This is a genomic window from Christensenella sp. KGMB01412 (assembly GCF_055522415.1).
Window position 1 is genome coordinate 32,589 of sequence record NZ_JBVFVW010000004.1, and the last position, 24,878, is coordinate 57,466.

At 49.8% G+C, this 24,878-nt stretch carries 22 protein-coding genes; 9 read left to right on the top strand and 13 right to left on the bottom strand.

Annotated features, from left to right (window positions below; translation table 11 throughout):
• Positions 1-22: 22 nt before the first annotated feature.
• Positions 23-985 carry a zinc dependent phospholipase C family protein gene (locus ACS5WU_RS07720; protein ID WP_046443216.1) on the bottom strand — a complete coding sequence of 321 codons (963 nt, stop codon included), beginning with the start codon at positions 983-985 and terminating at the stop codon, positions 23-25.
• A gap of 216 nt (positions 986-1,201) precedes the next feature.
• Between ACS5WU_RS07720 and ACS5WU_RS07725 the strand changes: the two genes are divergently transcribed.
• The 4 genes from ACS5WU_RS07725 (at position 1,202) to ACS5WU_RS07740 (ending at position 6,240) form a co-directional block, all read left to right on the top strand.
• Positions 1,202-2,302: a pyridoxal phosphate-dependent aminotransferase gene (locus tag ACS5WU_RS07725; RefSeq protein ID WP_302760013.1), complete on the top strand. Its 1,101-nt coding sequence runs from the start codon at positions 1,202-1,204 to the stop codon at positions 2,300-2,302.
• The gene (locus ACS5WU_RS07730; RefSeq protein ID WP_302760014.1) at positions 2,299-3,123 is read left to right on the top strand and encodes a prephenate dehydrogenase; all 825 of its coding nucleotides are present in this window, start codon (positions 2,299-2,301) and stop codon (positions 3,121-3,123) included. Before ACS5WU_RS07725 ends, ACS5WU_RS07730 begins: the two co-directional genes overlap by 4 nt.
• A 1-nt stretch (position 3,124) precedes the next feature.
• The gene (locus ACS5WU_RS07735) at positions 3,125-4,453 is read left to right on the top strand and encodes an alpha/beta hydrolase (RefSeq protein WP_302760015.1); all 1,329 of its coding nucleotides are present in this window, start codon (positions 3,125-3,127) and stop codon (positions 4,451-4,453) included.
• A 143-nt stretch (positions 4,454-4,596) separates the two neighbouring features.
• Positions 4,597-6,240: a sensor domain-containing diguanylate cyclase gene (locus tag ACS5WU_RS07740; protein WP_302760016.1), complete on the top strand. Its 1,644-nt coding sequence runs from the start codon at positions 4,597-4,599 to the stop codon at positions 6,238-6,240.
• Positions 6,241-6,243: 3 nt separating this feature from the next.
• Here the strand turns inward: ACS5WU_RS07740 and ACS5WU_RS07745 are convergent, their stop codons facing one another.
• Positions 6,244-7,803 (bottom strand): ClC family H(+)/Cl(-) exchange transporter, encoded by a 1,560-nt coding sequence (locus ACS5WU_RS07745; protein ID WP_046443220.1) that lies wholly within the window; start codon positions 7,801-7,803, stop codon positions 6,244-6,246.
• A gap of 99 nt (positions 7,804-7,902) precedes the next feature.
• On the bottom strand, positions 7,903-8,580 hold the full coding sequence (locus tag ACS5WU_RS07750) for a Crp/Fnr family transcriptional regulator (protein WP_046443221.1): 678 nt from the start codon (positions 8,578-8,580) through the stop codon (positions 7,903-7,905).
• Between the two features lie 116 nt (positions 8,581-8,696).
• On the opposite strand from ACS5WU_RS07750, the gene hcp reads away from it, so the two are divergent.
• Complete coding sequence (gene hcp / locus ACS5WU_RS07755; RefSeq protein WP_465089075.1) at positions 8,697-10,253, top strand: hydroxylamine reductase; 1,557 nt, start codon at positions 8,697-8,699, stop codon at positions 10,251-10,253.
• 162 nt (positions 10,254-10,415) lie between these two features.
• Positions 10,416-10,895, top strand: a complete 480-nt coding sequence (locus ACS5WU_RS07760; protein ID WP_465089076.1) for a pyridoxamine 5'-phosphate oxidase family protein — start codon at positions 10,416-10,418, stop codon at positions 10,893-10,895.
• Between the two features lie 197 nt (positions 10,896-11,092).
• Here the strand turns inward: ACS5WU_RS07760 and ACS5WU_RS07765 are convergent, their stop codons facing one another.
• From ACS5WU_RS07765 to ACS5WU_RS07810, 10 genes are all read right to left on the bottom strand, one after another.
• The gene (locus ACS5WU_RS07765; protein ID WP_465089077.1) at positions 11,093-11,338 is read right to left on the bottom strand and encodes a helix-turn-helix domain-containing protein; all 246 of its coding nucleotides are present in this window, start codon (positions 11,336-11,338) and stop codon (positions 11,093-11,095) included.
• A 327-nt stretch (positions 11,339-11,665) separates the two neighbouring features.
• Entirely contained in the window at positions 11,666-12,697 is a 1,032-nt protein-coding gene (locus ACS5WU_RS07770; RefSeq protein ID WP_465089078.1) for a zinc-dependent alcohol dehydrogenase, read from the bottom strand.
• Between the two features lie 193 nt (positions 12,698-12,890).
• Positions 12,891-13,841: a sugar phosphate isomerase family gene (locus tag ACS5WU_RS07775; protein ID WP_046443226.1), complete on the bottom strand. Its 951-nt coding sequence runs from the start codon at positions 13,839-13,841 to the stop codon at positions 12,891-12,893.
• 36 nt (positions 13,842-13,877) lie between these two features.
• Complete coding sequence (locus ACS5WU_RS07780) at positions 13,878-14,582, bottom strand: PIG-L deacetylase family protein (RefSeq protein ID WP_059108499.1); 705 nt, start codon at positions 14,580-14,582, stop codon at positions 13,878-13,880.
• Positions 14,583-14,613: 31 nt separating this feature from the next.
• The gene (locus ACS5WU_RS07785; protein WP_302761491.1) at positions 14,614-15,852 is read right to left on the bottom strand and encodes a M20 family metallopeptidase; all 1,239 of its coding nucleotides are present in this window, start codon (positions 15,850-15,852) and stop codon (positions 14,614-14,616) included.
• A 9-nt stretch (positions 15,853-15,861) separates the two neighbouring features.
• Positions 15,862-17,037 (bottom strand): M24 family metallopeptidase, encoded by a 1,176-nt coding sequence (locus ACS5WU_RS07790; RefSeq protein WP_197408868.1) that lies wholly within the window; start codon positions 17,035-17,037, stop codon positions 15,862-15,864.
• A 175-nt stretch (positions 17,038-17,212) separates the two neighbouring features.
• The gene (locus tag ACS5WU_RS07795; RefSeq protein WP_059108496.1) at positions 17,213-18,295 is read right to left on the bottom strand and encodes a sugar ABC transporter substrate-binding protein; all 1,083 of its coding nucleotides are present in this window, start codon (positions 18,293-18,295) and stop codon (positions 17,213-17,215) included.
• A 69-nt stretch (positions 18,296-18,364) separates the two neighbouring features.
• Positions 18,365-19,843 carry a sugar ABC transporter ATP-binding protein gene (locus ACS5WU_RS07800; RefSeq protein ID WP_131924743.1) on the bottom strand — a complete coding sequence of 493 codons (1,479 nt, stop codon included), beginning with the start codon at positions 19,841-19,843 and terminating at the stop codon, positions 18,365-18,367.
• A gap of 23 nt (positions 19,844-19,866) precedes the next feature.
• Positions 19,867-20,877: an ABC transporter permease gene (locus ACS5WU_RS07805; protein ID WP_052740426.1), complete on the bottom strand. Its 1,011-nt coding sequence runs from the start codon at positions 20,875-20,877 to the stop codon at positions 19,867-19,869.
• A gap of 109 nt (positions 20,878-20,986) precedes the next feature.
• The gene (locus tag ACS5WU_RS07810) at positions 20,987-22,213 is read right to left on the bottom strand and encodes an ROK family transcriptional regulator (protein ID WP_302761494.1); all 1,227 of its coding nucleotides are present in this window, start codon (positions 22,211-22,213) and stop codon (positions 20,987-20,989) included.
• A gap of 565 nt (positions 22,214-22,778) precedes the next feature.
• Here ACS5WU_RS07810 and ACS5WU_RS07815 point away from each other — a divergent pair.
• The 3 genes from ACS5WU_RS07815 (at position 22,779) to ACS5WU_RS07825 (ending at position 24,797) form a co-directional block, all read left to right on the top strand.
• Complete coding sequence (locus ACS5WU_RS07815; RefSeq protein WP_235843823.1) at positions 22,779-23,687, top strand: YitT family protein; 909 nt, start codon at positions 22,779-22,781, stop codon at positions 23,685-23,687.
• 96 nt (positions 23,688-23,783) lie between these two features.
• Positions 23,784-24,503, top strand: coding sequence for an ATP-binding protein (locus tag ACS5WU_RS07820; protein ID WP_302761995.1), 720 nt, complete (start codon positions 23,784-23,786; stop codon positions 24,501-24,503).
• Between the two features lie 87 nt (positions 24,504-24,590).
• Entirely contained in the window at positions 24,591-24,797 is a 207-nt protein-coding gene (locus tag ACS5WU_RS07825) for a hypothetical protein (protein ID WP_302761997.1), read from the top strand.
• Positions 24,798-24,878 lie beyond the last annotated feature (81 nt).

Here is a 24,878-nt window from a genome sequence, read left to right on the forward strand (position 1 = left end):
TGACAGAAAAAACGGACTCGTTTCACGAATCCGTCTCCTGCCCTTTAAAAGTATGTCCGCTGTATTTTTCCTGCTGCTTTCGCACCCTTTTCAGCGGCGCTTTCTTATACAGGCGCTTGAACGGCTTGCGTTCCTCCTGCGGCAAAATAGACTTTCCATGGAAGGATACGTTATAAAATTCGCTTTGCAGCTGCGAAATATCTATCCTGTCTTCAAAAAATGCCTGCACAAGATTGATCCGGCGAACGCTCCACGCCACCGCCTTGTCCAGCAGGCTGAAATAAAAATCGTAATCGTAAAGCCCTTCATATGTCTCGATCGGTTGGTACAGCATGGTTTTCAGCTTCAGCTGCGAGATCACATTCATCAGCCTGAGCGTACGCAGGTCTTTTTTGTCCGGCTGGGATACGAGACCGTTATAATATACATAATAACGGCTTGCACGCTGGTAGGGCTGCTCCTCCACCCTGAGCCCGGGGAACAGGTAAGACATGTGCTTGTAAAACCGGTCGATTTCCCCGGATTTGTCCCAGATATCCCGCGCGAATTGCTGTTTGTCAAACGTATAAGCGTCCACGCCGTTCTTTTTTGCATAAAGGATATCAAGCGCGCACTCCAGCGTGTTGTGCGTTGACATCGGTTTTGTTTCCTTATTAATGTGGGGATGCAAAAGCATATCGAGGCAGTAGTGCGTGATGTATCCGTAAAAATAGCTTTTGAGCGTATCGCTCCCCTGCTCCTTCACATACTGCGCCCCCTCGCAGAAAAAACGTTGCGGGCGCGTATAGTGCAGGGCCCATCCAAGCATTTTGGATTTTGCGCCAAGCAAAAAGAAATAAAATTTATACAACAAAAAAATATCCCCGCCCTGCGATCCGGAATAGTATGCGTTTTTATTCTCCTCAATGATACGTTTCGCCTGAGTATCGGTAAGATCCCGCAGGATATTATCCGCGGCGATCTTGTGCGTCAGGGTTGTGGGCATCTTTTTGCCTCCGTTCGTTTTGTATTGATTCCATAAACCATATCTTAACACATTTTACGCCACATGGCCCAAATTTATGGTAAAATTATATTGAATTTAATGCAGTTTCTTAAATGGATGCGTATGAAGCATTTACAGGAAATCGCTGTGCAGCAAACTTTTCATGCGTATAACGCGCTGCAGTTTGCTAGTATACAATAAGAAAAGGGAGTCGGCATGAAGGAATTCTGGAGTGAAAAGGCAAAGCGCCTTACGCCTTATACCGCGGGCGAGCAGCCCACGCAAACGATGATCAAGCTCAATACAAATGAAAACGCATATCCTCCCAGCCCCAAGGTTAAAGAGGCCATTATGGAGGCCGCCGGGGATTTGAGGCTGTACCCCAACGCGGATGCGGATCACCTTCGCAAGGTGATTGCAGCGCATCACGGCGTTGCCCCCGGCGAGGTTTTTTGCTCCAACGGTTCAGACGAAGCGCTGGCATTCTGTTTTGCTGCTTTTTTCTCAGATTCACAGAAAACGGAGGCAGAAGACGGCTCCACAGCGTGGTTTCCCCGCAGCTATCCTGACAGCCATGTCAGGACGCTGGATGTAACCTACAGCTTTTATCCCGTGTGGGCAGAGCTATTTGACGTTCCACTCCAGACAGTACCTCTAAAGGAGGATTATTCTGTTGATGTGGAAAAGCTTTACGGCGCACGCGGCGTCGTGCTTGCCAATCCCAATGCGCCAACAGGTATTGCGTTGCCGCTCTGCGCGATTGAAAAAATCCTGCACAAAACGAACGGCGTAGTGATTGTAGACGAGGCTTATGCTGCCTTTGGCGCGGAAAGCGCAATCCCGCTTGTCAAAAAGCACAAAAACCTCGTTGTGGTCCGTACCCTCAGCAAATCGCACAGCCTTGCAGGGCTACGCGTGGGTTACGTGATTGCGGATGAAAACCTGGTCTCAGCTCTCAGAACCGTTAAAGACAGCTTCAACTCCTATCCGCTCGACAGGCTTGCACAGGCGGGCGCCTGCGCGGCGATCGAGGATACGGAATACAACGAACAGACCACGCAGGACATCATCGCCACACGCGCCTATACCATCGGCGAGCTATGGAAAATCGGCATATCCTGCCTGCCTTCCCACGCAAACTTTATTTTTGTGGAATTTTCAAACCCCAGTGCAAAGCAGGTGTTTGCAGCGCTGCGCGACAGGGGCATCCTCGTACGTTACTTTCCCCAAAACCGCATGGAAAACTTTTTGCGCGTAACGATTGGCACGCGTACGGAAATGGACGCGTTCCTTGCAGCGGTAAAGGAGATCATATGAAAATAGGCGTAGTGGGCCTTGGGCTTATCGGCGGCTCGATTGCCCGTGCAATCAAGCAACATACAAACCATGTGGTGTGCGGCATGGATACGAATCCCGCTGTAATTTCCGCCGCATACGCCGCGGGGGCGATCGATACCGATACGGACGTTTCGCAGTGCGATGTTGTTTTCGTATGCCTTTACCCGCGCGACTGCGTTTCTTATATGTTGAATACGGAGTTTAAAGACAATGCTGTCATTGCGGATATTTCAGGCGTTAAGCGCTTCCTTGCAAAGGAGGTGGCGGAGCCGCTCCGAAAAAGAGGGTTGCGTTATGTGGGCACGCATCCAATGGCAGGCCGTGAAACGAGCGGCTTTGAACACAGCGACGCAGACCTTTTCCAAAATGCCAGCTTTATCATCACACAGGACGAGCATACCGACGAAGATGCCCAGGCGCTCCTTTCACAGCTTGCAAAAGAGCTTGGCTTCTCCCGCATTACTGTGTGCAGTGCGAGAAAGCATGACGAGGTGATCGGCTATACGTCACAGCTTGCGCACGTCATTTCCAACGCATATGTCAAAAGCGATGCAGCGCAGGAATTTGAGGGTTTTTCCGCCGGAAGCTTTATGGATCTTACGCGCGTGGCAAAGCTCAATCCCCAAATGTGGTCGGAGCTTTTTATAGAAAACGGCGATATTTTAGTAGCCGAAATCGATGAATTGATCGGCAATATCAAGGATATCAGGGATGCGGTTGCAGCAAAGGACGAGTCGCGGCTGCGCGGACTGCTCAAGCGCGGCAGCGATATCAAGGAAACATTATCCCGGGAGGATTAGTATGAAGCATATTAAGTGGCTGGCGCTTTTGATTGCGGCCCTTTTTTGCCTTTTTGGATGCGCCGCTCCAGACGTTACGTTTGACCTGCCGGCGCTTCAGGAAAAAAGCAGGGCCTATACGCAAAATATGATAGACGGCGATTTTGATACCGTTTCCTCGGGCGTGGCGCAAGCCGTTGCAGAGAAGCTCAGTGCGCAGACGCTTCGCGAAGGCTGGGATAAAACGGTCTCCGGGCTTGGCAGCTTTGAGCAGATTGCGGATTCCCCGGCAACACAAACCGGCGCGGCGGCGACTGTAGACGTCGTGTGTGATTTTACGAATAAGGGACTGCTGATACGCTATACATACAATGCCAGGAATGAAATTTCCGGTCTTTGGCTGACCTATGTTCCAAAGACCACCCAGACGCAGAGTACGGATGCTTATGAAGAAAAAGAGGTTTCTGTAGGCGAAGGTGAGTTTGCCCTCTCCGGCATTCTTACGTTGCCTAAGGGAGCGGGCAATTATCCTGCCGTCCTTATGGTGCACGGCAGCGGCGCGCAGGATATGAACGAAACGATCGGCGCGGCAGGCAACCAGCCGTTTGCGGATATTGCACACGGCCTTGCGGAGCAGGGCGTCGCTTCGCTTCGGTATAACAAACGTACGCTCCAATATCCTGATGAACCGCAGGATCCGCAAAAGCTCACCATAGAATATGAGGTTCTGGACGACGCGGCGGCAGGCGCGCAGCTTTTGAAAAGCACGCAAGGCGTCGATCCGGATCATATTTATGTACTCGGCCATAGTCTGGGTGGAATGCTTGCCCCCAAAATCACAGAACAAAACGGTCTTAACGGATTGATTTCCCTTGCGGGCTCCCCGCGTACCCTTGAGGATATCTTATACGACCAGAGCATGGATGAAATCGAAAAACAAGGACTTACAGGCGATAAAAAAGACGCTTACGTTTCGCAGCTCAACCTCCTGATCGATCAGGCAAAAAACGCAAAGCAGGGAGACTCCAACGTTATTTTAAACGCACCCGGTAATTACTGGTATTCCCTGAACAGTATCGATACGCCTGATATCGCAAAATCGCTTTCTGTTCCCATGCTGTTTTTGCAGGGCGGTGCGGATTTTCAGGTCTACCCGGAGAAAGATTTTAACGAATGGAAAACGCTGCTCGCCGGAAAGCCAAACGTTGAGTTCAGGCTGTATCCAAACCTGAACCACCTGTTTATGCAAAGCAGCGGCGAGAAAAGCCTTGCCGAATATGACGGGAAGGCAAATGTCGATCCGCAGGTCATAACTGATATTGCCCAGTGGGTTCTGGCGCATACAAAATAGTTGTTTTTTGTTGCCTTGCATGAGAAAAAAGTGTAGAATAATCCATAATAAAGTTACCATTGTTTACAGATAATATATTACCAGACTGCATTTATATTATATTCTGATAAGAGCTGATTGATTTCGATTGAAAGTTGGTGTTCATGACTAAGGAATATCATTCCCAAAAAATATATACTGTGATTGGCATATTGGTTGTCGTTTGTATTGCCTTCGTTTTAGTTTACAACGCCGGCGCTTTGCTTCCGTCTACCGTTCATAGTGATGGTATTTCATTTGATTCCGGCTGGACAATGGATGCGGAAGGCCAGATTTCGCAGCAAAACCTGCCAGTTTCCTATGCCGGCGCGGAAGATCAAAAAGTCACCCTCAGTCACGCGTTCGCAGACGAAACCCTAAGCGGGAACTCGCTTTGCCTGCAGGCTTATTCAGCTCCGTTTTCTGTCTATGTTGACGACGTCCTCATCTATCAATACGGACAGGAAGCAATCGCTCAGGGCTATTCCTCCGTGGGCAGCGGCTATCATATTATTCCCCTTCCGGAAAGCGGACATACCGTTCATATCGTCTTTGATCTGCCCGTAGGCTCGGACGGGTTTATCCTGACCGATGCAACAGTCATGCCCGGCGCGGATTACCTGACATATTTTATCCGCCAGCATATTTTCACAATTATTTCTTTTGTTATCTTGTTTGCAGTATTTATATACGTCATTATCTCGCGGGGCTTTCGCGCGCCGGGTTCAAACCGCAGCACCCCTGCGTTCGTATGTATGGCGCTGTGTGCCGCCGTGTGGGTGGTCGCACGCTCCGGCCTGCTTCAGATTTTTATCAATAACCTGCTTGTTGTAAACGCAATCGATTTTCTTTCCTTTTTCCTGCTGCCCCTTACAGTCATTTTCTTTGTCAAAAAGCAGTTTCATATGGATGATTCCCGCATCCTCAACACACTGCTTGTGGTGGGCACCGTTTTCTTTTTTGGGGCTTGCATCCTGCATACGCTTCAAATTGTGGATTTTACAAAAACGTTGATCGTTTTCCATCCCCTTCTTGCAATCGATATGATTCTCCTGCTTTTCAGTATCTTCTGGAAAAAAGACGCCGCCATTCCGGTTGTCCTCAAGGCAGGCGTGGCGATTCTCGTAGTCAGCGGCGCGCTTGAGATGGTGCTTTATTATGTGCTCTCGTTCCACTTTCTTCGTTTCTCCGTCCTCGAAATCGGCCTTCTCGCATTCACGCTTTCCATGCTGTATCTATGGAATACAGAATCCAAAAACGTGCGTCTGCAACTGCGCCGCCAGTCCGTATTCAAACGAATGGCGTTCACAGACGAGTTGACCGGTCTTGACAACCGCACCTCCTTTGAGCAGAGGATATCCGTTCTCTCCACAATAGAAAGACGCGGAGTTTATGTGGTTATGATTGATCTGAACGGCCTTAAGCTCGTTAACGATACCCAGGGACATACTGCGGGAGATGAATTTATCAGGCAAAGCGCGGATACGCTTCAAAAAATCGTGAACGGCTCCGGCCAACTGTTTCGCATTGGCGGAGACGAATTTGTCGCGCTGCTCGAATGCAGCGATAAGCAGGCTGCTTTTATCATCAAAAAATTAGAGCCCTATCTCAGGAAAAACGACGGTACCCTCTCTCCTTCTTTTGCGATTGGCTATTCTTTCTTCGATCCCGCAAAGGATGAGGATTTGAACACAGCCTTTCGCCGCGCAGATAAGCGAATGTACCTTTGCAAGCGAAACATCTATTCTCCAAAAAAGAAAAATCCCTGACGGTTATCCTGTCTGGCACAGCTTTGTTACCATTTCGCGTACCCGGTACGAATTTTCTTCATTGCATAATATGACAAGGATATCCCCCGGGCGAATGCGTACCGTACCCTTGGGGATAATCTCATGGCTGCCTCGTTTCACCGCCACGATCAGGCTGTTTTCCGGCCATTCGATCTGGCTTATTTTTTTCATGCAGATCGGCGTGCCAAAATGTACGGGCAGCTCAATCAGTATTTTAACCTCCTGCTTTTGCGGCGCAGACTGCGCCTCGTCCTGCCTTGCAATAATACGCTCCAAAAGCTGTTCATAAATTGGTTTTGATTTCAGCAAATCCGCAATCACATAAGCGATCAGGGAAACCAGCGTTACCGACAGCAGCTGCGTGAACGATCCTGTAAGCTCGCAGATCAATATGATGCCCGTGATCGGCGCTCTTACGATCGCCGCAAAAAAACCTGCCATTGCAAGCACGATAAAGTTTTGGATCAGCTCGCGCGGCACGCCGAACACCTGCACCATCGCCGTGCCAATGCCTCCGCCAAGGAGCGCTCCCAGCACAAGCAGCGGCAAAAAAATGCCGCCCGGAGCTCCCGAGCCAAAACTCACCATCGAAAAAATAAACTTGATTGCAAACACAGCGAATATCATAACAAGCGCAAATTTCCCACTGATCAGCATAGGGATCAGTGAATTCCCGCCGCCAAGCACTGCGGGGAATGTAAAGCCCAAAACGCCCGCGCATAAAAACGGAATCAGCAGCCGAACTTCGGTTTTTTTGATCTTTCCATACAACTGCTGTGATTTTTTGATGCAGAAATTGTAAAATACCCCCACCGCGCCCAGGGCGACGCCCAAAACCACAACCACCCAATAAAGGTCAAGAGGAATATTCTGCGTGATATCAAAGCTGAAAATCGGCGCGAGTCCAAATACGTTCCTCGAAATAAAATCCGCCGTCACCGACGCCGCCATCGTGGAAAGAAGCACCTCGACAGAAAAGCTTTTATGCAGCTCCTCAAGCGAAAAAAGGACTCCTGCAAAGGGAGCGTTGAACGCCGCCGCAAGTCCTGCGCTCGCCCCGCACGTCATCAACAGCTTTTCTTCTATTTTGATGCGTTTGGAAATGCGCGAAAATCCCTTGCCCGCCATTGCGCCAAGCTGTATGGACGGGCCTTCGCGCCCAAGCGACAGTCCCGCGCCAATCGCAAGCGCGCCGCCCACAAATTTCGCGATCAATACCTTCCACCAGTTCTGGCTGAATACGCCGTGCAGTTCTCCCTCCACCTGCGGAATTCCGCTGCCGCTGATCATAGGCTGCCAGCGCACAAGCCTTGCTACAAGCAGGGCCAAAATTGCAATGGCGGCAAACCATGCGATCTTAACCATAACCAGTTGGTTTCCATAATCGAGCACGAAAAAAAGCAGGTCGTTTGCATGCTCGATTACAATACGAAACAGCACGGAAACAAGCCCTGCGAGCGCGCCTACAATTACACCCTGCAAAATAAGCCCATACCTGAAATTCTGAAACCGTTTTAGAACTGTATGCGTGTTATTTTTCAATTTACTTCTCTTCCCATCCAAGCTTCCTTTTCATCTTAATCCGTTCAGAATATACTTTCAAGGGCAGAAGCAAAAAAAGCGGCTGTCCTGCCGGATTGTTTATTGGAATCCTTCAAAATCAAGTATCTTAAAGCTGTTTTTCCAATAATCGATCAGCCCTTCCTCCCGCATCCGGGACAGCTCGCGCGACATTGCGCTGCGGTCTACGCTCAAATAGTCTGCAAGTTCGTTGCGGTTGATGTCAAGTAAGAATGGATTTGATTTCTTCCTTCCATATTCCGCAAGAAGGTATGCGCCCAGCTTTTCACGCGTTGTACGTCTGCCCAGATAATCCAGTTTTTCATTCAGCGCCACATTTTTGCGGGCAAGCATACGTACCAGCCGTTTTATGAGTCCGTTGTGGAAAGCACATGCACTTTCGCATGTTGTAAGCAATTTATCAACATTCAAAAAAAGCACGCGCGTATCCTGTCCTGCTACCACCGCCACAGGACTTTCCCTGATTCCCGCGCATACAAACGCCTCTCCAAATATTCCGCCCTGCGGGATTGCCGCAATCATGCTGCGTTTTCCAAAGTAGTCTTCCCTGACCACCTGCGCCTGGCCTTCGAGCACGATCCCAAAGCTTTCTATGTGCGTTCCCACGTTCCATACCATATCCCCCTTGGGGTAGCTCCTGATCGAATAACCAAGGCAGGCCAGCATAGCGCTGATTTCCTGTTCTTTTGTTTCCAGAAAAAGTTCATTTTTTTGAAGAACCTCAATATATTGTTCCACAACGGCTCCTTTTGTTGCAAAAGCAACATATTCTTTTCCCGTATTGTACTATTCTTAAGATCATAAATCAACAATCGGTTTATCTATTACTTACCATCTCAAAGGAGGATTATGAAATGGAAATGTTTTGCTTTCAGTGTGAACAGACCGCAAAAGGAACCGGCTGCACGGCAGGCGGCGTATGCGGCAAAAAAATCGATACTGCGAATCTACAGGATGATTTGACCACCGTCATGGTGGAGCTTGCCTGTGCGGCGCAGGACCATCATAACGAGGAAACAGACCGGTTCCTTGTCGACGGGCTTTTTACGACCGTAACCAACGTTAATTTTGACAACAATGACATCACAGCCCTCGTAGAACGCGGCAGGCGGCTGATTCGCGAGCATGGCGGCACCTGTGAGTTTTCTGCCGATCAAATCTGGCACAATCAGGAGGATATGCGCAGCCTGCAGGCATTGCTGTTATTTGGTATGCGTGGGATGGCGGCGTATGCGCACCACGCGCGCGTGCTTGGCAAAACCAGCCGCGAAGTAAACGATTTCTTCTATCGCGGGCTTTCCTCGCTTGCGCTGGAGCACTCCGTCCAGGAAAGGCTCGCCCTCGTAATGGAATGCGGGCAGGTAAACCTGAAATGTATGGAGCTTCTCAACGACGCAAACGTAGGGGCGTATGGCAACCCCGAGCCCACCACAGTATCCACGGATATCGAAGCAGGCCCCTTTATCATTGTCACGGGCCACGACCTTCACGACCTCAAGCTCCTGCTCGAGCAGACGGAAGGAAAGGGCGTCAATATCTATACCCACGGTGAAATGCTCCCCGCACACGCTTATCCGGAGCTTAAAAAATATTCGCACCTGAAGGGTAATTTCGGTACGGCATGGCAAAACCAGAAAAAAGAATTTGACGGCGTACCCGCGCCTGTGCTCTTTACGACAAACTGCCTGATGCCGCCGCTTTCTTCCTATTCCGACCGGATATTTACCACCTCTGTAGTGGGCTATCCGCAAATGGCGCACATCGGCGAGGACAAGGATTTTACCCCTGTGATCGAAAAAGCGCTTGCATTGGGCGGCTATCCGCAAAAAACCGAAATGAGCGGTATCAACGGCGGGCACGTCTTAACAACGGGCTTTGGCATGAACACCGTGCTTTCCGTGGCAGACCAGGTAATCGATGCTGTGAAAAGCGGAAAAATCAGCCGTTTCTTTTTGGTGGGCGGCTGCGACGGCGCAAAGCCGGGCCGCAATTACTATACGGATTTTGTCAAACAAACGCCCGAGGATTCTGTAATCCTGACGCTTGCGTGCGGCAAATACCGCTTTAACGACCTTGACCTTGGCACGGTGGCCGGCTTGCCGCGCATTATGGATATGGGCCAGTGCAACGACGCGTATTCAGCAATCCAGGTAGCGCTTGCCCTTGCGGACGCTTTCGATTGCGGCGTAAACGATCTGCCTCTTTCCATGGTTCTTTCCTGGTATGAGCAGAAGGCCGTCTGTATCCTGTTGACGCTGCTTTCGCTCGGCATTGAAAATATTTACCTTGGGCCTTCCCTGCCTGCGTTTGTTTCGCCGGGCGTACTGGATATTCTTGTAGAAAAATTCCATATCAGCCCAATCTCTACGCCGGAGGAAGATCTCAAAAAGATACTTGCCTGCAGCGATTGATCTGAATGCAGGTTATGCAAAACATATGATAAATCGCTTGCATATGAAATTGATACCAAAGCCTGTAACTGGCCTTTTGACAAATTGCTATAAAGCCTCGTTTTGCTTTTCCACCCATCATATTTATGGTATACTGGGGAAAAAACAAAGGCGGTCATACATATGCGTGAAATGAGAAGAAAAGAGCGCGAAACCTCGCCTGAGGAAGCGCTCGACCTGTTTCGGAATTGCGAATATATGGTGATGTCCATGGTGGATCCGGACGGAAATCCCTATGCCGTGCCGCTCTCGCCCGCCATGGACGGCGACGTCGTTTATTTTCACTGTGCGCTCTCAGGCACAAAGCTTGACTGTATCAAAAAGCAGCCCCGCGTATGCCTCGTATGCGCGGACGGCGTTCAGGCAATCCCCGAGCACTTTACCACCGCTTATCAAAGCGCGATTTTGTACGGGGAGGCTTCCGTCGTCGATGACGATACGGAAAAAATACATGCGCTCCGGCTCATATGCGAGAAATATGCGCTCCCTAATATGGCAGGTTTTGACGATGCGGTTAAAAAGTCCCTCAGCCGGACCGGTATTGTGAAAATAAAAATCGACGGGGTAAGCGGCAAACAGAAAAAAATCCCAAAAAATTCCTGATATAATGTACCAAAAAAGGGTGCTATCCACAGGGCAGTAATCGAAAGGAATCACTGCCAGGCAGTATCTGAAAATAAGGCCGGTGACAAAATTGTCACTGGCCTTTTGCAATGTTACGCATTGAACCCCCATTTTTGATGATTCAGGTGCAAGCACCTTAAAATTATCTTTTAAAACCTGCATGAACTAAGATATTTTTATTCATGCGGCTCAATCCCTTTAAAGAACTCCGCAAAATCCACATTACAAACTTGCTGAAATGCAACCAAATCCGTCACCTTTATATTGCGTGTTCCGAGTTCAATCCTTGAATACCCGCTACGGGAAATCGTGCTTCCAAGTGTCTGCATCCTGCTCACAAGATCATTTTGGAAAAGTCTCCGTTCTGAACGAATCTTTTTTAAGTTTTGACCAAAATTTGCATTTTGTATTACTTTTTGCATAACTGCCTCTTTCCGCAACCACATAGTTGCTAATTATATCTTAATTATAGAGGACAAATCATGCTACAATGCCACTATATGGTGGCTATTTATAATTAAGGAGTTTATTATGTCAAATAAAAAAGTATTGGAATGTTTGGCGCAAAATATAGAATGAAAAAACGGTATAGCGGAAAACCGCCATACCGTTTCAAATACTCATACTGTCTTATGCAGCAGCCGTTAATCACCGTTCTTTTTTATAGCAATTTGTCAAAAGGCCAGTTGCAGGCTTTTGGTATAAACTGCATATACAAACGGTTGATCGCAAGTTTTGTATAACCTGCTTTACGTTAAATCGCTGTGAAACTCGATTACCGCTTTTATCACCGGGCTATCCTGCATAAAAATCTCTTTCAGCGCGTCCGTATCCTCGATTTTTACCCTGTGCGTAATCAACTTTTCCACATCGATCACCCGCCGCCTGATCAGGTCTATACTAAGCGGAAACATCCTTGCAGGCTCTGCAAATACCGAAATAATGTTGTTCTTGTTAAAAACAAGGTCGTCAATATTCACCGGCACGACAGCCCCTTCCCCAAAATCGAGCCCGATATTTACAATGTTGGCTCCATAGGCGGCAAGCTGCATTGCATCCGGGATAGTCCTCGGCGGCGAGGTAACGATCACTGCGTCCGCCCCTCCGCCAAGATACTCTTTTATTTTTCCGGTATAGTCCGGCTCTGAAGCATAAAAAACCGCATCCGCTCCCAGTTCTTTTGCTGCGGCGCTCCTTGCGGCGCTGCGCTTTCCCTGTGGGCGCGAACCCACGCACACAACGCGCATCGCTCCATAATGCTTTGCAAGTGCGGCTGTCATAATACCAAGTATCCCGGTCCCCATGACGACAAGCTTTCCTTCCGGCGGCAGCTGCGCCGCGAAAAATGTATTCAGGCACACCGCAAGCGGCTCTGTGACGCACGCAACGATATCGTCTATACCTTCGTACCGGTTCAGCATGTTTTCATGGACGCACAAATATTCGCCCATGCCGGACTGCCCTTCCAGCGTATACATATTGCGGCACAAATGTGTTTTTCCATTTTTGCAGGCCTCGCACGTGCCGCACATTGTCACATCCTCCACAATAACATGGTCGCCCGGCTGTACCTTCGTAACACACGCTCCCACCTCCGTCACAACGGCAGAAATCTCATGCCCCATCGGCGTATATTCCTCCATGCGTTCCAGGATATGGATATCCGATCCGCACACGCCGCACGCGAGCGTCTTAACAAGCACCATATTTCCTTCCGGCTTTGGAAGCTCCTTTTCACGCAGCGCAATGTTATATCCGCGCTTTCCCTGTAAATACTTCATCGTCCGTCTCCTTTTCGTTCTTCAGTCACGGCCCGTTATGCTGCCGCTGCAAGCGCCGCATTCAAGCTTCATAACATTCCCCTGTCTTTCTATTATACACGAATCAAAGCCAAAGGGCTGCCGCTCAGGCGGCAGCCCTTTTTTCGTATCGCCCGAGCCAGGAGGAGGAAATACTTCTCAGCTTTCTCGCTTTTCAGTTGCAGTCCGCCGTAAGCGGGCCCGCGAGGTCCCTGATATAAAAGAGCTTTCCGGGCATGGTCGGCATGAAGCTTGCCGGCACCCATTTATCCGGCCCATAACGCAGCGCCACCCAAAAGGACATACCCTGCCACATCATACCGCGGCTGTATGCGCCGTCGCAGCCGCCGATAATCCTGTCGGACTGCAGAAACAATCCGGGCCCAATCGTATTTGCAAAGCATGGCACAAGCGTCGTCCTGCTTTTAAAGCTGTGCAGTGCGTTTTGCTCGATCGTAAGCGGATTCAGGTGCGCTCCCAAACGGTGCGTTTGCGCCTTCCACTCTTCGAGCGTATCAAACTCGCCTGCAAATTGAGGTTCCCAGAAGGCAATATGGAATACGCGCCCAATGCCAAACACAGTCACAAGCTCCGCGCCCTCTGCCTTCAGTTTTTCGATTTTCCCGGCATAGGTCGGTAAATTGTCCTTTGTGGCAAAATTGCGCTGGCTCTCCGGAACGGTAAGCTCGCCGAGCGGCCCATAAAACGCCTCTTCCATGGCATTCTGGAACGATCCCTTTTCTGTTGCGGGCAGTGTCGTCCCTGTTTCGTCGCTCCATTCGTCCATGTTAAAGCCGTATACGTGCCTGCAGTCCACATTCCATTGCTTCAAAAAATAGACCGCCCAGCGATACATCCCCATCGGCCCTACAGGCAGGATCAGCGCCAGCTTTTTCCCTTTCTCCTTCGCCTGCCTGATCGTATGGGCAATTTCGTGCCCCATCATCATGCCGAACGTAATGTCGTTATCGCATTCCACAGGCGCAAAGCCTTCGTGCCAGAAGCTCTGCCGCTCCATAACCTCCTGCGGGCCGTGGGAGCAGCATTCGTCTATTTTTTTGAGATCCCATCCCTCCGGAAAATAATGCTCCATATTAGAGCCCTTGATCGTCGATAATAAATCCATTTCATTTCTCCTATCTCTTATCTGTATTTGTCGCTTTTAAGGCAATAAACGTCTGCAATCCATTCTCGGCCATCCCTGGTACCTGCGGAAGCCCTCCGCATACTGGGCTCCGCATTGCAGCCCGCGGAAGCGCGAGCATGTAGCGTGGAATTCCACAAAATCGATTCCGTCGTGCTCCTTAAGCCATTTCAGCTGGCTCTCGTGGCACTCGATGGCCCTGAGCTTTGTTTCCAGCGTATCGGTGATGTCCACATATTCCGTGGGCATAAATCCGATGCCTGCCAGCGTCTCCATAAAGAAGATCGGCGCGACCTTGTCGATGCTGGGGCTTTCCGTTTCAAGGTGCGGCAGCGTCGCCATAAAGCTCGCGTTGTAGGCAAGCTCGCTCGCCTGCTTGTGGTCGCTCATATAATCCTCCGGATTATGCGTAATAATCACATCCGGCTGTGTTTTGCGGATCACCTCCACAACGCGCAGCTGCACTTCGCGGTTTCCCGCATCCACCATCGCGTCGCCAACATCAAGGCAAAAATGCTCCGCGCCAATGATCGCCGCTGCTGCCGCGGCTTCTTTTTTGCGTATTTCACTCAGCTCGTCCGGCATAATGATTTTATGTCCAAGATTTCCATTTGCAATATTGCACATAAAAACCTTATGCCCCAGCTTTGCATATTTTGCAAGCGTTCCCCCGCAGCATCCGTCCAAATCGTCCGGATGCGCGCACAGTCCCAATACATTCATAACCGTATGCCCTCTCTTTCCCGTGCCGCTTTCAGCCGCACCATTCTTTGATAAAATCGATCAATGTGTTTTTCACGATCGTCATGCTCTCAATGTCCACCCACTCGTCCGGCCCGTGCAGCTTTTCGCCCGCCGGCCCAAATACGGCGGCAGGCATATTCCCATATTCCTTCAAAGCGAACAGGTCGCAGGAAAACATCGCCCCGCACACCTTTGCTTTACCTGTATACCGCGCAGCCTTTTCGGCAAGGAGCGGCAGGGCCGGGCTGTCTTCAGACTGTGCGGCCTTGCAGTAGTGGTATACCTGCCGGATTTCCAAAATTTCCGGCTTTTTATAGTGCGAGTTGATATAATCCAGAAAATAATCTGTGGCTTCACGCTCCGTTTCGTTCGGATACGTCTGGATTACAATTTCGATCCATGCGTCTATGGGCGCGGAAAGCTGTCCGCCGGGCGTAATATCCCCTGCCTTTAGCTTTGTGACCACAAGCTGTGGATCCTGCGGCGTTTCCTTCCAAAGCTCCGGCTTCTCGAGTATCTTCATCCGTTCCCGGTCGTATTCCCGCAGCACGGTAATCAGGTCGTTCATGTCGTATACCGTATTGGATATTTCTTCCCCCGTGTACGGCATCCCGGCAATCCCCTTCACGGTAAGCCGGAACAGCAGGCTGCCCACGCATGCAGGGCAGATCGCAAGCCCGGTTGGCTCGAGTATAATTCCATAATCTGCATTGTGGCCCATCATACGCGACGCGAGCGTGCCGCTTGCCCCGGCGCATTCCTCGTCCACCACGCTTTCAAACAGGATATCGCCCTTTGGCACAAAGCCGCTTTCCCTAAGCTCCCGCAGCGCCGTAAGCGCACAGGCCAGGCCTGCCTTCATGTCCGCGGAACCCCTGCCGTAAATACGCCCTTCCTTTGCCACGCTTTCATACGGCTCGCACACCGTCCAGTTCATCGGCTCCTTTGGCGCCACGTCCATATGTCCGGTCAGCAGCAGCGAACGTCCGCCGCCGCTTCCCTTCCAGATGCCAATCACATTGCTTCTTCCCTCATAATTCCTGTCGTGCAAAAACGCCTCGTTTTGTTCAAAACCCGGCACATCCGGCGGGGACAGCTCCGTAACCTCCATCCCCAGCCCCAGGAGATACCGCTTCACGTACTCCTGTCCCTCTTTTTCATGCCCATCCGGCGGCCTGTTTTCCGTCTCAATATTTACGAGCGACTGCGTCAGCCGTACCAGTTGCGTATTATAACTTTTTTTATCCATTTCACGCCTCTATTTCCGGATAGCGCCCCTGTTCCATGTCGTGAGCTGCTCGAGTCCTGTTTCCGTCACAAGGACTCCATCTTCAAACCGCACGCCGAATTCGTTATCCGCAATCCAGATATCTACGTTGAACACCATATTGGGTTCCAAAACCATGCCGGTACGGTTATCCACCCACGGCCCTTCGCATTCCTGCATTCCCGTTCCGTGCGCAGGGCCGTACAGCGTCAGGCCCTCAAAGCCCTCTTTTCTGAGCCTCGCCTGAAACGTATCGTATACGCTTGCAAAGGGCACTCCCGGCTTCATCACATCGATTGTTTCACCCAGGCAATCAAGCGCGACGCGTATCATATCTTCCTGCTTCTGCGGCAAATTGCCAAGCACTACAGGGCGAACCAGATTCCCGCAGTATCCGCCGTACTTTGCGCCAAAGGTGAGCTGTACCATCTCGTTTTCACCAATCACCCGCTCTGTGGATTTGCACAGGCTCTGGTAAGTCGCCGGGCCGGACGTCACCCAAATCGGATACCCCGTTCCCTCCGCGCCCATCCGGTATGCCGCCGCGCGCCACGCGGCCTCGATCTCCCATTCGCGCACGCCGGGGCGAATCATCTCCGCCGCTTCCTTCATTGCTTCTTCCGTGATACGGTATGCCTCGCGCAGCATCATAATTTCATTTGCGCTCTTATACCTGCGCACCTTCATCACCAGCTCTTCCGCAGGCACGATCTGCGCCCCCTGCGCGCCGGAAATCAGGTCTTTCATAATTTCGTGCGGAATGGTATTCACATTTGCAATGCCGATCTTTTTGACCGGGAAACGCTCCCTTATCTCGTCGAGTATCATCTGGTAGTTGCAGGCGTTTGTCGGCTTATCCCATTCCGGGGCGCTCGTTTCCACATACATCGGGTGGATGCGTACATCGCCTATCTGTGCAAACTGTACTGCAAAGTCATAAGACTCCGGCCCTCCGGTAAGCAGGATCGGTTTCCCTTCCCGCGGAACCAGTATCCCTACAAAATCAAACACTGCCCAGAAATTGGATAAATATCTTACCGTAGCGCTTTCGCATTCACAGGCATGCGTGATCAGAAGGTCGATATCCTGCTCTTTCATCGCTTCCTGTATTTTGGAAATACGCTCGTCATATTCGTTTCTTGGAATGGTCATTCTTTCTTTTGTCATTTCCTGTTCTCCCCTGTTTCTGCCTGAAACCATTGCGGCCATTACCGCAATTCAAATCGTTTGGGCAGGGATATCCTCCCATGCCTTCCTGCACATAGGCCAATGCTTTTACCTGCATTTGTTTTTTATTTTGCGTTCCGCCGCAAATTGCGGCGGAACGCTCTTTCTGTCTGTGCTACTGGACGTATTTCATATATTCGCTGATGTTGTTTTTATCCACGATGCCAAGCTCGATGTTCTGCTCTTTGGGAATATCCGTATCTCCCTCAAAGTATTTCTTCGCTGTGTCAAGCGTCGTCTCCACAATGTTTGCCGGAGGTACTGCAACACACATCATGTAATAAGGATCGCCGTCGTTGATCGCATTGAAGGGTTCTGCTCCCCAGTCGCCGGCTACCACGATTTTCGGACCTGTAACGCCCGCTGTTTCGAGTGCGGATTTTGCGCCAAACGCCGCGTTGCCCACTGCCGCCCAGATAATATCAACAGGCTTTGCAATGTTGTTCGTCACGATATTGGCAGCGCTTTCACGCGTTTTACCGAAATCCTGGTCAAACACATATTCGATGTTTTCTTTTCCCAGTTCTTTTTCAATCGTTTCTTTGAATTTTTCGGAACGGATCGACGTATGCGGCGCGTCGAGCATGGCAAGCACACCTACCCGCAGCTTTCCGCCAAGATTTTCTTTTGCATAATCCGCTACATATTCACCCGTGAGCACGCCTGTCTGCGCGTGATCCCATGCGATGTGTGAAACGAGATCCTCCCAGTCTGTACCCGAGTCGAACGCGATTACAGGAATTCCTGCCGCCTCCGCTTTATCGAGTGTGGGCTGGATGCCGTCCGGTGAAACCGGATCGATGAGGATCATGTCGTATTGCTGGTTGATAAAATCCTCCACCTGCTTCTGCTGCGTTTCTGCGTTGATGTCGCCGTCCTGGATATTGACTTCGCTGAAGCCCATTTCCGGCGCCTGTACCATCAGCTCGTCGTAGACAGCCTTGCACCACTCGTCATAGATCGAGATATGAGCGACTGCAAGGCGTTTTCCCTTAACCGCATCCGAAACCTTGGAAGCATCCGAGCCTGCCGCCGGGGTTTCGCTGCCATCCGCCGCCGGAGCTGAACTGTCATCTGCCGCCGGAGCCGCGCTGTCACTTGCCGCCGGGGCGGATGATTCTGCGGGCGCGCTGCACCCAAACAGCGAAACCGTCATCAGGATTGCCAGAACCAGTGCAACAATCGATACTTTCTTCATTTTTCTTCCTCCTTAAGATTCTTTTATTTTTAAATCGGTTTCCGATTTAAATTATTATGCGCCTGTTCCCTAAACGCACATTGTCATAATTTTTTCCTGCGTGGCTTCTTCCCTTGTGAGTTCGCCGGCAATTTTGCCGTCGTGCATTACCATCACGCGGTCGCTCATCCCAAGTATTTCAGGCAGCTCTGACGAAATCATAATGATTGATTTTCCGCTTTTCACCATCTCGTTCATCAGCTCATAAATCTCTGCCTTTGCCCCTACGTCCACGCCGCGCGTGGGCTCGTCCATAAAAATAATGTTGCTCTGCTGCATAATCCATTTTGCAATGACCACCTTCTGCTGGTTTCCGCCTGAAAGGTACTGCACCTCCGTATCGAGCGACGGCGTGGATATGTTAAGCTTATCCACATATTCCCTGCCGTATTTATCTTCGAGCGACGGCATCACCACGCCATGCTTTATGATATTCTCCATCTTGACCATGGAAATGTTTTCCTTTACGGACAGGATCTGTACAAGCCCCTGCTCCTTCCTGTCTTCCGGCACAAGCCCAAACCCGTTTGCAATCGCATCCTGAAAGCTCTTTTGGTGAACAGGCTTTCCGTTGAGCAACACCTCGCCGCTGTCTATCTTATCGATTCCAAGTACTGCCCGCGCGACCTCCGTCCTGCCTGAACCCACAAGTCCCGCAAATCCAAGTATCTCGCCCGCGCTCACATGAAAGCTGATGTCCTCGAGCACCCCCTTGCGGTTTAATCCCTTTACCTCAAGCACTGTCTCTCCCGGTTCAACCTCGGCTTTGGGATATTCGTTCACAAGCTCGCGTCCCACCATGAGGGAAATCAGCTTTTTCCGGTCGACGTCCGCTACCGGAAAGGTATCGATCTGTCTGCCGTCACGCAGTACGGTCGCATTGTCCGCCAGATCAAAAATCTCCTCCAGCCTGTGCGAGATATAGATGATGGTCATCCCCTCCGCTTTAAGCTTGCGGATGATGTCAAACATAATCGTCTGTTCCCGCGTGGTGAGCGTGGCAGACGGCTCGTCCATAATCAGCAGGCTGCAGTTGATGTTGATCGCCTTACAGATTTCAACGATCTGTTTTTTGGCGACGGAAATGTCCTCCACCACAGCGTCCACATCGATATCGATGCCCAGCTCATCCATCATTTCCTGTGCTCTCCTGCGCATCGTGCTCCAGTCCACCAGGCCTTTTTTATAGATCAGATTTCCAAGAAATATATTTTCTGCCACCGTAAGCGTTTCCGAAAGCTTCAATTCCTGATGTACGACGCTGATCCCTTTCATCTGGGATTCATGCGGCGTATTGAAACGCTCCGCTTCCCCGTTTAAAATAACCTGCCCTTCGTCCGCACGGTAGATTCCTGCGAGTATCTTGATCAGCGTCGATTTCCCGGCGCCGTTTTCTCCCACCAGCGCGTGCACCGTTCCACGCTGCACAGCAAAGCTCACATCATCAAGCGCCTTTACGCCGGGAAAGACCTTGGATACGTGTTCCAAAACCAAAATATTATTATCCATACTGTCCGCCTTTCCAAAGAGTATTATTTGTTGCGCTTATTCCTGATTACGTCAATCGCCACCGCGCCAATGAGTACAACGCCTTTTAGGACAAACTGTACGAACGGGTGCACATTGAGCATTGTCATGCCGTTGAAGAACAACGTCAGGAATATGGCTCCAAAGAGCGCCTGTACGATTTTTCCTTTACCGCCTGCAAGGCTTACGCCGCCAATAACGCATGATATGATCGTATCAAACTCGTACAGGTTACCGTTTGTAACAGCCGCCGAATCCAGTCTTGAAAGAAGGATGATGCCGCCGAATGCCGCAATACCGCCGCCCAGCACATAAACGATTGTTTTGTATTTTTTGACGTTAATGCCTGCAAAGTAAGCGGCCTCGTTACTCCCGCCGATCGCATATACATTTCGTCCCATTCGTGTACGCCTGGCTACGAATGAAAATATGACATACAAGGCGATCATAATGATCACGCAAATCGGTATCCCCCATTCTGCGCCGCCTACAAATCCCCTGCCGAAAAACTCAATTTCCTGGGGCATAGACGGTATGGGCGATGCGTTGGTCACGATTCTCGCAAGGCCGGTGCACACCATCTGCATTCCGAGCGTCGCCACAAAGCAGGGTATTTTGCAATAAGCGATCAAAAATCCATTTGTCGCGCCCACCGCGCATCCAAGCGCAAGCGCTGTAATAACGGCAATCCACGGGTTTACCTCGCCAAATTTCATCATCCATGCCGCCACGCAGCTAGTAAAGCACAGGTTTTGTCCAAGCGACAGGTCAAAATCGCCAGTCAGGATGATGAACGCCTGGCCAATCGCAACAATCGCAAGCGCGCTGCTCTGGATAAATATGTTCCTGATGTTGCTATAGGTGAGGAAGTACTCGGATGAAAACGCAAATACTACTCCCAGCACCAGAATTGCGATCACAATGGCATAATTTTTTGTGAACCTGGAAAATCCATTTTTTGCGTTTGATTTAAGCTTTCCTTCTTCTGCGTTGATTGATACTGAATTAAAAATCATTTTCTACCACTCCTTAAACCGTATTTTTGAAACCGTTCCCTCAAAAAAGGCAACACGAAATAAACTTCCTTTCAATACAGGACAAAAAACATTTTAAATTGTTACTTGCTTATTGGATTACTTCCTGAAGAATGATATTATCATGTACATACTCTTTTAACATTTGGATCCCTCCCAAAAGCTGTGCGTTTTCTCCGCAAATACTGTATCTGATTTCGGGTTTGAACAATCCCAGTTGACTAAACTGCCGATCCAGCGCGTTGCAAATGTATTGGTTTTCTTTTGATATGCTTCCCCCCAAAACGATAATTTCCGGATTGATCATCAAATCAACATTGATCGCGAGCATTGCCCACATTTTTATTGTTTCTTCCAATATGATTTCAATATCTTTGTCATGATGCTTTGCCGCTTCTTCCAGCAGCGCGAGTGTAATTTTTTCCTCCCCCCTTTCCTCCATCAGGTTTTTTAATATAGAAGCCTTTCCCTCCGCGAGCGCTGATTGTGCCTTTTCGATCAGCATTTGCAGGCCCGCAAGGTGCTCTACCTGACCTTTTCCGCTGATATATTCCTCCATGCTGCGCGTTCCAAGGGACGCTGTCTGTCCAATCTCGCCCGCATAGTTTTTATTTCCCGTTACAAGCTTGTTATTTACAATCACCCCCATACCGATTCCCATGGAAGACGTCAGCATGATGTATACAAGATTTTCCACAAACGGATAAACCTCCGCTTTTTCGCCCACCGCTGAAAGCCATGATACATTGTTTGCAATCACGGGCACGCCCAGAATGCGTTCCGCATAATCGATCAGCTTTGTATCGCTGAGCATACAGACGTCGGGTATGGTATGGATAGTCCTTTGGTTCTTGTTGATTACGCCGGGTACTGCAAAACCCGCCGCCAGAATTCCCTTGTTTCTCTGGTTCCTGTCCCGGAGCAGCTCGTTTTTGATGTTTTCGAGTATCACAAGCAGCTGCTCGAGCGTTCCCTGCGGATCGTACTTCACACTGTACCGCCCGAGGACTGTTCCGTTGAGGTTCGCGATATACCCATAAACCACCATAGGCGTAATGTTGTAATGCAGCAGATATCCGTATTCACCATTGAAGCAAAACAGCTCCGGGCTCCTGCCCTTTCCTGTTTTTTCCTTTCCAATATAACGGATGAGATCCTTTTCCTGCAGGCTTTTAAAAATCCGGCTGACCGTAGCCGGGCTCAGCTTTGTTTTTGCCGTTACGTCAATCGCTGATATTTCCCTGCTGCCAATCAGGGCGTTGAGTACCTGAAGCTGGTTACGGTCTTTATCTGAGAGGCCTGCTCTGTTCATATTCATGCTTATTCCCCGCTGTTTTCAACTGCTGTTTTGATGCCGGCATAAAGGCCGGTTTCATAGAAAGCGATCCATAATTGAAAACTATACTTTTTCGCTCATGGAAAAAAGCACAAAAAAAACGCCCAAACGGGCGCTGTGGGCGTAATAATAAAACGAACGAAAAAGTATTCTTTTTTGGTCGCCTTTGACTGTAAAAATTTTAAATGTTTTTTGCTTTGTAATACAATTATGTTTTTCCCTGATTGTGATTTTATCATAACGCTTCGCTTTTCATTTGTCAATAATTATTTTCTCTTTGAAAATAATATTTTTTATACGATGTAATGCGTTCCTTTTTTCGCTGTATAAAAGGATTCATCCAAAGCCGCGCCTTACTTTTTCCATTGAAACAATGTCATGAAATCTATTTTTATTCTCCTCCGCGCTCCATAAGCGCTCCACACCGTCCTGTCAAAAAACAGTCTCCTGCGCGCTGAAATCTTTATACAACTTTAATAAAGTTTCGTTTGAACCGGGTGCGATTGGGCGTATAATAATATCACAAAGGATGAAAAGAGGGATCAAAATGGATATTGCGCGTTCCAAAAAGATAAAAGGCTTCGTGCTCGACGGACTGTTGTTTTTCCTGGGCAGCCTGATTTACGCCCTTGCAATCAACACATTCACAGCGCCCAACAACATCGCTCCAGGTGGGCTTACCGGCGTTGCGACAATGCTTAATTATGTATTTGGCCTGCCAATCGGTACCATGATCCTCGTGACCAATATTCCGCTTTTTATCCTTGGCTTCCTGTATTTTGGCTGGAAGTTCATCATCAAGACAATCATCGCTACGGCCCTGTCCTCTGTGGTGATCGATATTACATCAGGAATCTTCCCACAGTATCACGGCGAACCGCTCATTACGGTCGTATTCGGCGGCCTGCTTTCCGGCGTGGGGCTCGCGCTCATATTGGTACGCGGCGGCACCTCCGGCGGCACCGAGCTTGCGGCAAACCTCATCGCAATCAAATTTCCCCACATATCCATCGGCAAGCTGATCCTTGTGCTGGATGTGATCGTCGTACTGGTCTCCGCATGGGTTTACCAGGATTTTGAAAGCCCGCTTTACGCTATGATTGTGATCTTCATCACTTCGTGGGTAATCGACGCGATTTTATATGGCACCAGCATTGGCACCGGGAAAATGATGTTTATTGTTTCCCCCAAAAATAAGGAAATCGCAGACAGCATACTCAATAAAATGGAGCGCGGTGTGACTGCGCTCAAATCGCGCGGCGGCTACAGCGGCGTGGAGGGCGAGGTTCTTTTGTGCGCGGTGCGCAGGCAGGAGGTTTATAAAATCTACCACCTCATCCACGAGATCGATCCGGACGCATTTATCATCGTTGGCGACGCGGGCGAAATCAGCGGCGAAGGCTTTCGTAAAATCGCCGAAAAACCAATGGCGAAAAAATTTGTCAAAAAGCAGTAAATATTCTTTCCTATCTAAATTTTGTTGCAAATGCAACATCATTTATTTTCTGTTTTGGTATGATAATTATAACAAAACAAAGAACGAGGTAATGGTATGAAACGGAAAATTATAACGATAGATGAAGAAAAATGCAACGGCTGCGGTTTGTGCGTATCCGCCTGCCAGGAAGGGGCGATTGGCCTTGTGGATGGAAAGGCAAAGCTGCTGCGCGACGATTATTGCGACGGACTTGGAAACTGCCTGCCCGTTTGCCCCACAGATGCGATCACCTTCGAGCAGCGTGAAGCCGCTGCCTTTGACGAAGAAGCGGTAAAGAAAAATATGCAGGCAGCGCAATCACAGAAGGCGCCGCTGCCCTGCGGGTGTCCGGGCTCCAATTCCAAGGTCATCGAGCGCAGCGCACCGGCAAAAACCCCGGCAGCGCCCGCAGCTTCTGCCGAAATGGATTCCCAGCTTTCGCAGTGGCCGGTGCAGATCAAACTGGTTCCGGTAAACGCGCCGTACTTTAATGGGGCCCACCTGCTGATTGCGGCAGACTGCACGGCGTTTTCCTACGGGAATTTCCACAACGATTTTATCCGCGGAAAAATTACGCTCATCGGCTGCCCCAAGCTTGACGACGTGGATTACGCGGAAAAGCTGACGCAAATCCTGAAAGAAAACGACATCAAAAGCGTCACAGTGGTACGGATGTCGGTCCCATGCTGCGGAGGCATACAGAAGGCGGTCACAGACGCGCTGCGCGCTTCCGGCAAGATGATCCCGTGGAGCGTTACCGTCATAGATACGGATGGCAGCATCATCGAACAGTAAGTAATGCAGGACGGATGTCAAATTAGTTTGACATCCGTCTTTTTTGTGCCTATCATGTTATATATACAAAAAAGGGAGAATTGGTAAATGAGATGTGAATGTGCGCAGTGCGGAGTTTATATGGTACATGCAGAGGACCTTACCCTGGGCTGTGTCTGCCCAAACTGCAAGTCGCGCTGTACGGCGTGCCTTGGTACAAACAGCGTCATGAGCCGCGAAGAAATCAGAGCGCTCAAAGACGATCCGCGGTTTGCCTCCTTCACTGGAGACGAAGACGAATTTTACAGCAAATAAGTAAAACACAGCGCATGACGCGCGTGCAATAAAGGCCCTTTCTGCGCAGTGGCGGAAAAATCTGCCACATGCGCCCCAATC